Source organism: Vibrio fujianensis (assembly GCF_002749895.1).
Classification (GTDB): domain Bacteria; phylum Pseudomonadota; class Gammaproteobacteria; order Enterobacterales; family Vibrionaceae; genus Vibrio; species Vibrio fujianensis.
In genome coordinates, this window is the sequence record NZ_NBUS01000040.1 from 227,899 (window position 1) to 237,472 (window position 9,574).

Annotated in this window: 7 protein-coding genes; 1 reads left to right on the forward strand and 6 read right to left on the reverse strand. The window is 45.1% G+C overall.

All coding sequences use genetic code 11. From position 1 onward, the window contains the following. Nucleotides 1-2,138 (forward strand): sensor domain-containing diguanylate cyclase (locus B7C60_RS06900; RefSeq protein ID WP_245868767.1); only part of this gene is annotated, 2,138 nt, incomplete at its 5' end. 107 nt (nucleotides 2,139-2,245) lie between these two features. Here B7C60_RS06900 and B7C60_RS06905 read toward each other — a convergent pair. Genes B7C60_RS06905 through B7C60_RS06930 form a run of 6 tightly spaced genes read right to left on the reverse strand, consistent with a single transcriptional unit; the run spans nucleotide 2,246 to nucleotide 9,063 of the window. Beyond that, nucleotides 2,246-3,886 carry a BatD family protein gene (locus B7C60_RS06905; RefSeq protein WP_099611019.1) on the reverse strand — a complete coding sequence of 547 codons (1,641 nt, stop codon included), beginning with the start codon at nucleotides 3,884-3,886 and terminating at the stop codon, nucleotides 2,246-2,248. Next, nucleotides 3,886-5,730: a vWA domain-containing protein gene (locus B7C60_RS06910; RefSeq protein WP_099611020.1), complete on the reverse strand. Its 1,845-nt coding sequence runs from the start codon at nucleotides 5,728-5,730 to the stop codon at nucleotides 3,886-3,888. The genes B7C60_RS06905 and B7C60_RS06910 overlap by 1 nt, the downstream gene beginning before the upstream one ends. Further along, nucleotides 5,723-6,691 (reverse strand): vWA domain-containing protein, encoded by a 969-nt coding sequence (locus B7C60_RS06915; protein ID WP_099611021.1) that lies wholly within the window; start codon nucleotides 6,689-6,691, stop codon nucleotides 5,723-5,725. The genes B7C60_RS06910 and B7C60_RS06915 overlap by 8 nt, the downstream gene beginning before the upstream one ends. Continuing rightward, the gene (locus B7C60_RS06920) at nucleotides 6,678-7,163 is read right to left on the reverse strand and encodes a DUF4381 domain-containing protein (RefSeq protein WP_099611022.1); all 486 of its coding nucleotides are present in this window, start codon (nucleotides 7,161-7,163) and stop codon (nucleotides 6,678-6,680) included. Before B7C60_RS06920 ends, B7C60_RS06915 begins: the two co-directional genes overlap by 14 nt. Before the next feature lie 4 nt (nucleotides 7,164-7,167). Next, nucleotides 7,168-8,097 carry a DUF58 domain-containing protein gene (locus B7C60_RS06925; protein WP_099611023.1) on the reverse strand — a complete coding sequence of 310 codons (930 nt, stop codon included), beginning with the start codon at nucleotides 8,095-8,097 and terminating at the stop codon, nucleotides 7,168-7,170. A 9-nt stretch (nucleotides 8,098-8,106) separates the two neighbouring features. Further along, nucleotides 8,107-9,063, reverse strand: coding sequence for an AAA family ATPase (locus B7C60_RS06930; RefSeq protein WP_099611024.1), 957 nt, complete (start codon nucleotides 9,061-9,063; stop codon nucleotides 8,107-8,109). Between the last annotated feature and the right edge of the window lie 511 nt (nucleotides 9,064-9,574).

Consider the following 9,574-nt stretch of genomic DNA (forward strand, 5'->3'; position numbering starts at 1 on the left):
AACCGCTTTCGGCTTGTCGAAATTATCGCATGCTGGCTGACGTTATGTTTTCCTTTTTACAGCAACAACTTTTACCCCAGGCGATATTGGTCTTTTACCCTCCATCGGTCACTCAGCGTTTTGAATGTTTGTTTAAATTAGGGCAGCCTTTAGAGGTCACCCATTACCCAGACGACTTTTGGACTTGGGCTGCTCAGTTTGATTCATCGGACTCACTGATCCCCTTTGCGACCAATCCTTGCCAATGGAATTATAAACAACTGATTGCTGAAGAAACTTACTTATTTACGTTAGATAACCATAATGAGCGACGTACCTACCTTGTGTTAGAAGGCGTTAATGAGCAGCGTGTCGCTCAGATGATGGCTGCGGGAGAGTTAGAGTGTCTGCACTTGCTCGCCGCTCGATGGCAGTGTATTCGAGCAGAAACAGACGCGGCAACCGAATTTAAACTGCGTGATCGACGAGAAGCCAAATATCGAGATGAAATTACTGCGCGGGAAGCATTCATTGAGAATATGAAGCGTGTCCATCAACTTGCGATCACTTTATCCAATCCGGAAAATTTGGATGCACTTCATCGGGCTGCCGTTGAAGCAGTTAGGGATAAGCTAGGTGTTGATCGGGTCGCTTTTTTTTTACTGGATATGAAAAAACGCTGCTTTAATGGAACCTATGGAACCAATGAGCAAGGTGTCACCATTAGTGAACATCATAGCCAATACGATCTACATCAATTAGAAGCACGCTACATTGAAGCGATTTCAGATGGGCATTCTACACTCGTTATTGTCGATGACGCGCCACTCTATACTGACGGAGCCGTCGTTGGGCAAGGCTGGAACGGTATGTTATTGCTTCGTGATGGGGAAGAGGTGTTTGGTTGGTTAGCCATGGATAATTTTATTCATCGTCAGCCCATTAGTGATTATCAAAAACAGATGTTGGAATCGTTTTCTTCTTTACTGGCTCAGATTTACCTACGTAAACGGCAAGAACAGAATATTCGTATCTTACATGCCAGTATGGTCGAACTATCACGTTGCTTAACGGTGAGTGATGTATGTAAAACCGCCGTTGCTTTTGCGATAAAACGGATGGGAATTGATCGCATGGCGGTTTTTTTAACGGATGAAAAATGTCATACCTTACAAGGTACATGGGGCACTGATATTCAAGGAAATATTGTCGATGAACGGTATTTTCGTACCTCAGCGCAAGACAATGAAATCGTGCTTTTAGCTAAAGCTTCTCCTAATGAAGTGGTATTTAAAGAATCAGCGCCGATTTATCATGACAATAACATCGTTGGATTCGGCTGGACAGCGATGACCATGCTAACAGATAACGACGTACCACTGGCTTTTATATCGGTTGATAATTTAATTCGCCGCTCTCCTTTAACTTCTCAGTTAAGGGAGGTGATTCGTATGTTTGCTTCAAACCTGACCGAAGTATTGATGCGAGCGAAAGCACAGCAAGCAATCAATGAGTTAAATGCAAACCTTGAAAAGGAGATCTATAACCGCACTCGAGAGTTGCAGAAAGCGAATGAAAAGCTGGAACGATTAGCGAAAATGGATCCTTTAACGCGGTTAGGTAATCGAAGAATGCTGACGCATTTATTGGAGCAAATCTGTGAGCAGTATGATGTGCAGCCCGTTGATTATGGCGTTATATTACTAGATATTGACCATTTTGGTTTGTTTAATAACCACTATGGACATTTAGAGGGTGATATTGCCCTGATGCGTATTGGTAAAATTTTAAGCCAACACACTCAGTCAGATGGCGAGCAATTTTGTCGTATCGGGGGAGAAGAATTTGTCTTATTACTGGTTGGACATAGCGCACAAAAAGTACATCAATTGGCAGAAAGTATTCGTGCAGCGGTTGAACAGGAAAGCATTCCACATTGTGCTAGTCCCGATGGTTCTTGGTTAACCATTTCTGTTGGTTATTGTGTGGCTAACTTCCCAGCCAGTGAAATTCAATTTGAGCGTATGTACGCCCAAGCAGACAAAGCACTCTATCAAGCAAAGCATCAAGGCCGTAATCGTGTTGTTGGTGAAACTTTGCTCACCTCATCGGCGCTTGATGCCGCTTGTCTACCAATCTCAAATCAACCTGATCGGTAATATTTTACGCTTTCTCTCACGCTCATCTTCTTTAATTTGATCGCATTTTGTTGGATAAAGAAGCTACAAATGTTTTGCTCATTGTCCTCAATGATGATGGCTGAGAATCATAATTTCGCTAAGGGGTGAGTCGATTGGCTCTGTCGTTGTGCCTGCTGACGATGAATTTGATTAATCGCTTGTTTTAATTGTTCAATATTTGCAGTTTGGCCATTCGCAGAATAAAGCTGGGCATGGTATTGCTGAAGTGCCTGTTGAAGCGATATTTTTTCAGCGTTGCTGAGATCTAATGTCTCCATCCATGTTTTTACTGCATGACTGATCATGATCCCGTCTTGTTGTGCTAACGCCTGCTGTAGCCGTTGCCAGCTAGAGTTTGATGGCGCAATGATCGGGTTTGTCGCTGTGCGATCCTGTGTAGTGGATGAGTGTAAACGCCAAGCAAGGAATGCTGTCATTAGCCAGAGTAGAGCAAAGAGCATTGTTAAGTAAGGCCACCAGCCTGAGTCTTGGACAAGATTCACCGAGCTAGAGGACGGTTGTTCTGAGTTGATGGGTAAGATGCTTACTTCTTCATTCTCTGCGACGATTAAGGTTAAGCCTGATGCTCGAGAAACCTGTTGCTGTTTGGTTTCGGTATTCCACCAATTGACAGTAATTTCTGGCAAGGTCACTTCGCCAGGTTGGCGTGGAATTAACACGTGTTTTACCGTCATAACGACTTGACCATTCTCTTGAGTGGTCAATTGCGGTTTTTCTTCATACACGCGTACTGCGTCTGGATAAGAGACGCTTAATTTAGGCAGTTGTTCTGGGCTTAATCCAGTCACTTGCATGGTTATTTGCCGACTGATTGTCTCTCCGACTTGAAGGGAATAAGGTGATTGTTCAATCGGCGCGCCTTGGCTATCTTGCCACTGTTCCGTCAGAGTGAGCTGAGAGGTAGGCAGCCAAGCACCTTGATAATCAGCTGGCTTATCTTCTACGGTTATTGCATAGGTTTTGGGCGTGGTCTTAAAAGGGATGATCCGAGTGGCGTTATCATAGTGATTACCATAAATAAGTGAGCCTTGGAATATGGCCTCGGTTAAATGAAATTGTCCCGCTTTCTCTGCCGTTAGGCGAAAATCTTGTTCTAGCACAGTCACTTCCACTCCCCCTAGCACGGTTTGGTATTGCTTGGTTTCGTTAGCTTGAGTGATCGTCATTCCTTCAACAGAGGGAGGTGTCAGTTGAGGGTTTTGCAGCCGACGTACCTCGGTTTTGATCAGCAATCGAATATGCAACAGGGCGCTTTCTTGTGGATAAAGCTTATCTCGTGAAAGATGACTGTGCATCTCAATGAGTTCATCGATATTGGGTGCTTGTTGATCAACGGTGACTTGGATGGCAATGGGTTGAGTGGTTTGTCCATCCAGCTCAAAACTGGGAATAGTCAGGATACCGAGTCGATTAGCGGCCAGAGAAAGAGTCCATTCACTATGCTGGCTGCGTTTGCCATTCATGATATTTACTGAAGAGGTAAAACTAGGGCGACTGGTAAAAAAGTCGTTGTCCAGTTCGTGAAAATCAATCGCATCCGCTGTCGAGGGTTGATCACTAACGATGCGCAGTTGAAAGACCTCATTTTGTATCACTTTGTTTTTACTGACAGTGGCATATAAGGTGGCCGCATGGACAGACAGACTTAGCATACTTAGTAATACGATTAGCCAAAGAGCAAATCGACGTTGTAACAATTTAATCATTACCACTTTTTACCTTCTGTTGTTGGAGCCGGTTTATTTTTTGCTTGCAGATAAAGTTGTGCGCGTAGCAAGCGGCTCGGGTCACGGGTACTTTCCACTTGTTCAAGCTTTCGCATTTGAGGATCGACATCTTGAGTGCTGCCCTCACTAGGCTCTGGGGTTGTATTGATATACTTGCCCTTGTTTTCTTGGGAGTTCTCCGGTTTAGCTTCCGCTTGTTTCGTATTGTACGGTTGATTTTTTAATTCATCGCTCTGATCCATCTGCGACTGCTCATTTAATGCGCTTTGAGCTTGTGATGATGGATCGTGTTCTGTGGGCCGTGAAGGTTGAGATTGGTCTACGGCTTTTTCCGCTTTATGTGCTGGATTATCCGATGAGGAAGAAACGTCTTGACCTTGCTCTTTACCCGATGAAGACTTTTGTTGCTGTTGCTGTTGCTGTTGCTGTTGCTGTTGCTGTTGCTGTTGCTGTTGCTGTTGCTGTTGCTGTTGCTGTTGCTGTTTCAATGCCTGCTCAACCTCAGCGAGGTTATGCTGAGCATCTTGATGATTGGGATGGTTTTTGAGTATGGTTTGGTAACCTTGGGCGGCTTTTGCTAACTGGCCAGCTTGCGCGTAGGCATTTGCTAGGTTGTATTGGGTTTGCTCATCTGGGTTGGCAATGCCTTCCCAGCTATCGATAGCGGCTTGGTAATTTCCCGCTTGGTAATGCGCCGCGCCTTGCCATGCTGGTGAGGTAAAGAGTGTCGCGGCAGCATCATAATCGCCTCGCTGGTAGGCTTGCCACGCCTGTTGATCTTGATTTAACCAAGCAGAGGCATGAGCAGGATTAGGAACGGCAGTGCTACCAATACAGAGTAGGAGAGTGAATAGAACACCGCGCCGAAAGAGCAAGAGGGCAGGGATAATTAACAGCCCTACCAGCCAATAACCATTATTGATGGCATCGGTTATCTGAGCAGTATCCGAGCGTTGCTTGATCTCAGTTTTTGGGGCATCAGTAACACGCAGAATATTTTGTACATCTTGATCATCATTACGATAAGCGACAAAATGACCTCCCACTTGTGAGGCGAATGTTTGCATCGCAATCATATCGGTTTTTGCTATCACAGGTTGCTGTTTCTCGTCTTTTAGTAGGCGGCCATCATTTAATGTGATTGGTGAACCATTGGCACTTCCGATTGCCCAGAGGGTCAATCGCCACGGCGTTCCATTGAGGAGGGTTTGGATCGATTGGCTTTCTTGTGCCGATAAATCATCCGCGACCAGAATAATATCCCCTGAAGCTAACTGCGCTTGCTTTAACATGTCTATCGCAAGTTGCACACCTGCTGCTGCATTTGCCCCAGGAAAGGGCATGATATCTGGTGACAAGTTTGGTAGTAGATTGGCGATTGTTGCCGTGTCTGTGGTTAAGGGGCTAATGCTATAAGCATCGCCAGCATAAGCGACTAACCCCGTATTGCCTTCTTGCCAGCTAGCGAGTAAATCTAATACTTTGTAGCGAGCCTGAGAGAGTCGGTTCGGTTTAAGATCACTGGCATACATCGATAATGACATATCCATGACCACAACTCGACCAGCACTATTGGTATAGCTGGGTCTGGTTTGTTTTTCAAAGCTAGGCCCAGCTAAGGCGAGTGTGGTGATTAGCCAACAAAAGCTTACCCCTGTCAGCCAAAGGTGGTGATGCCGTTTATGGCTAATGCCCAACGCTTGTGCCAAGTGAGGGGCAATTAATGACTGACCAGGAGAGCGATAAAAGAGCCAGCCTAATAGCCCAGCTAAAGGCAGCAAGGCCCACAACCAAACAGGATAGAGAAACATAAAATCAACCATACTGTCTCCTTACAATCATTAATACCACGGAAAGCAATAAAGCAGCAGCCAGTGGATAGTGAAACCATTCACTTTGTGGACGCCAAGTTTGGGTTGCTTGACTCAGTGGTTCTAACTGATTGATGGTGTCATAAATCGTTTGCAGCTCTTGTTGATCACGGGCTCGAAAATATTGGCCACCGGTTAATTGAGCGATTTCTTGTAACGTTTTTTCATCCAGATCCTCTGCGGTATTAACGCGGCGAGTCAGCAGAAAATCTCTGATCGTCATTTCACCAGCGCCGATCCCAATTGTATAGATGGTGGTACCATAGTGTTTTGCGATCTCAGCGGCTTCAAGTGGATCTAATACTCCAGCATTATTGCTGCCATCACTGAGTAAAATCATGACCCGCTGCGGAGCGTCACTGTCAATAAAGGTTTTTGTGGCAAGTCCAATGCCATCACCTATCGCGGTTCTGGTTCCAATTAATTTTAAGACCGCTTGATTTAATTGCTGTGTAATTGTGGTGCGATCGAAGGTCAGAGGAGTCTGCAGGTAAGCATGGTCAGCAAAGAAAATCAGCCCTAATCGATCTCCCTGCCGTTTAGCAATAAAATCACTGAGTACCTGTTTGACGGCTGTGAGGCGATCCACATATTCCTTTCCGAGTTGCATATCTTGCTGATTCATAGAATAGGAAAGGTCAACAACCAGCATCACATCTCGTTGTTGAGTCGTCACCGATATAGGGTCTCCATACCAAACTGGGCGAGCAGCCGCGATAATTAGGCAGACCCACATGGCGATGACGAGGCCTTTTATCCGCCACTGCTGTTGGCTTGCAGCATGGCTATCAGTTGGTAAATAAGCGAGTGGAATCGCCGCCTGTTGTGGGAGCGGCGAGACAAAATGATAGACCAAAACAGGTAATGGAAGTAGTAATAAAAACCACCACCATAAAAACTCAATATTTGCCAAGGTTCCTTAAACTCCTCTTTTTCGGTGGCAATGCCTCACTGATCCACAATTGGCAGTCATTAATTAACTGATCGGGATGAGTCACCGGTGTTTTTTGATATAACGCTTGCTGCCATAGGGAGACATTAGGTACAAAGCGCGATTGACCTAATTGGGTATCTAAAAAGGTGTACCATTCATGGCCCGTCAATGGTGCGATGTAGTCTCGTGGGTAATAGCAAAGTGCTGTTTGTCTGAGTAACTCCATGGCTGCAGAGGGTGTTTGATAGCCACTCGTTTGACAAAGTAGGCGTAGAGCCGTTTTTTTGGGAGCGAGACGTTTTTTTCTCCATATTAGTAGTGCAATCATCACTAGGCTGATGATCAAAACCACCGCTAGGCTGGCCCACCACCCCCAGGCTAAAGGCCACCAAGAAGGTTGAGTCGGGAGGTGGAGTGGATTAAGGCTTAAAGTGGCTGACGGTTCCTGCATCGGTTTAGAGTCCAGATAATTGTTGCAACAAAGGCCGATCACACAAGAGTGAACGGTAGTCCATTGCCTGAGATTGGCTCAATGATTTTAGTTTTACTTTTTGAGATTCAAAGGATTTTTTGATGCCTAACCGTGTATTATTTGCTGAAAAGTTGAGCCAGCGCGTCTGTTGTTCATTCTTTACTCGTGCGATTCCTCTAAAATCGGTCTCGCCTTGCTCTAAAGGATCGATGATATGTACCATACGAACTTGGTTGCGCTGACTCAGTTGGCTAAATAGCGGGGTTAACTCGTCATGATAACGAACAAAGTCACTGATTAAGACCACTTCACTACCTTTAGGGCAAAGGCGGTTCAATGCCAGAAGCCCTTCTCGCATTGAGGTGGGCGTTTGGGTGATTTGGGATAATGCTTGTTGTTGACCATTGACCAAATTGGCCATGATCTGTAATGCCCCTTTGTGGCGAGCCGTTGGCTTCAATTCGAATTGTTGAAAGCCAAGGTCAATAATTGCTCCGATCCGGTCGTGCTGAGCTACCGCGAGCCAACTTAGTAAGCTGGCCAAATGAGCGGCTAGTACCGACTTAAAGAGCAGGGTTGAGCCAAATTGCATCGAGGTACTCAAATCTACATATAAAATGACCGGCTTTTCGCGCTCTTCACAAAACAGTTTGGTATGTGGTTTGCCTGTTCTGGCTGTTACTCGCCAATCCATGGCTCGAATATCATCGCCCGGCTGGTATTGACGTACTTCTGCAAAATCCATCCCTCGTCCCAGCTGTCTACTTTGATGATGCCCTAATAGTTGAGACCATAAACTTTTTGCTGGCGGTAACCATTTTATTGCATGCTGCTGATAAGGTAATAGTTCCTCAAGGCAAAGGTGAATACCATCTGCATATTCTGGGAGAGATAAGCTTAACGAATTGACCATCGTAGTGCCTTAGGCGCTGCCAACCAAAGAAAGTAAATGAGCTATGACCTGATTCGGATGAATGCCTTCTGCCTGAGCTTGATACGAGAGAAGTAATCGGTGACGTAACACTGGGAAAACCATAGCTTGTACATCTTCAGGGCTAACAAAATCACGGCCATTAAGCCAAGCGTGTGCTCTTGCGCAACGATCCAACGCTATCGTCGCCCGTGGACTCACTCCCAACTCAATCCATTGTGCGAGCTGCTGGTCATATTCTTTAGGTTGACGCGTTGCCATGACTAAGCGAATTAAATAATGTTCAATGGATTCGGCCATATGAATATTAAGCACTTCTTGTCGAGCTTGAAAAATTTCGGCCTGAGTGATCATGGGGGCGCGTGCGGAGGTTTGTCCCAGAGCTTCTCCTCGATTGAGGCGTAGAATGGCCAGTTCATGTTCAGCATCAGGATAATCGACATCAAGATGAATCAAAAAACGGTCTAATTGGGCTTCTGGTAGTGGATAGGTTCCTTCTTGCTCAATAGGGTTTTGAGTCGCCATGACCAAAAACAACTCGGGGAGACGATAAGTCTTTCTTCCTGCGGTAATTTGTTTTTCCGCCATCGCTTCTAGCATCGCCGCCTGTACTTTAGCTGGAGCACGGTTAATTTCATCGGCTAATACCAAAGAGTGGAAAATAGGCCCAGCTTGAAAAATGAACTCTCCTGTTTCTGGTCGGAAAATATCTGTTCCTGTTAAATCAGCTGGGAGTAAATCAGGGGTAAATTGAATGCGATGAAATTCGCCCTCAATACATTCAGCGAGACATTTTACCGCTCTTGTTTTTGCAAGTCCTGGTGGCCCTTCTACTAGAATATGTCCATCTGCGAGCAGGGCAATCAATAACTGCTCAACTAAGGCTTGTTGACCAATGACTTGCTGGTTCAAATAGGTTTGTAGTGATTGAAAGGTGGATAACTGCATTTAACCCGACTCCCGATTAGTAATTCAGCCATTGGTCACTGTATTTATCGAAAAGTTCCTATCAATAAAAGCGGAATGTTCATTTTACTGTCTGATTGGTTATCATGTATACAATCTGGTTATCGGTTGCAATATCAAGCGGTTTAGATAGTTAGATATAGACCCTTGCTACTTGAATCTGCAGGGAGGCGGGGCTACGTTCTTTCACCCCAATCACATCGCTTGCCGCCGACCTGTCACGCCAAATTATTTGGGTATAGAGCTATTTTTATTGGAGAGTTCTCACCAAATTTAGATCAAATGGATGCGCCCGATGCAAACTGTGCTAAAACTGTAGCGATAATCATAAAAATAAAGTTGCGTATGTTGATGTATATAGATGTTGTTGCCGAGAGGAACCTATGTTTAAAAAATTAAGAATGACCTCAAGACTTATTATGGTATTTAGCTTGCCATTAACGCTTTGTTTGTTATTAGCGGCTTGGATTGTTACTAATCAGGTCAGTTCACG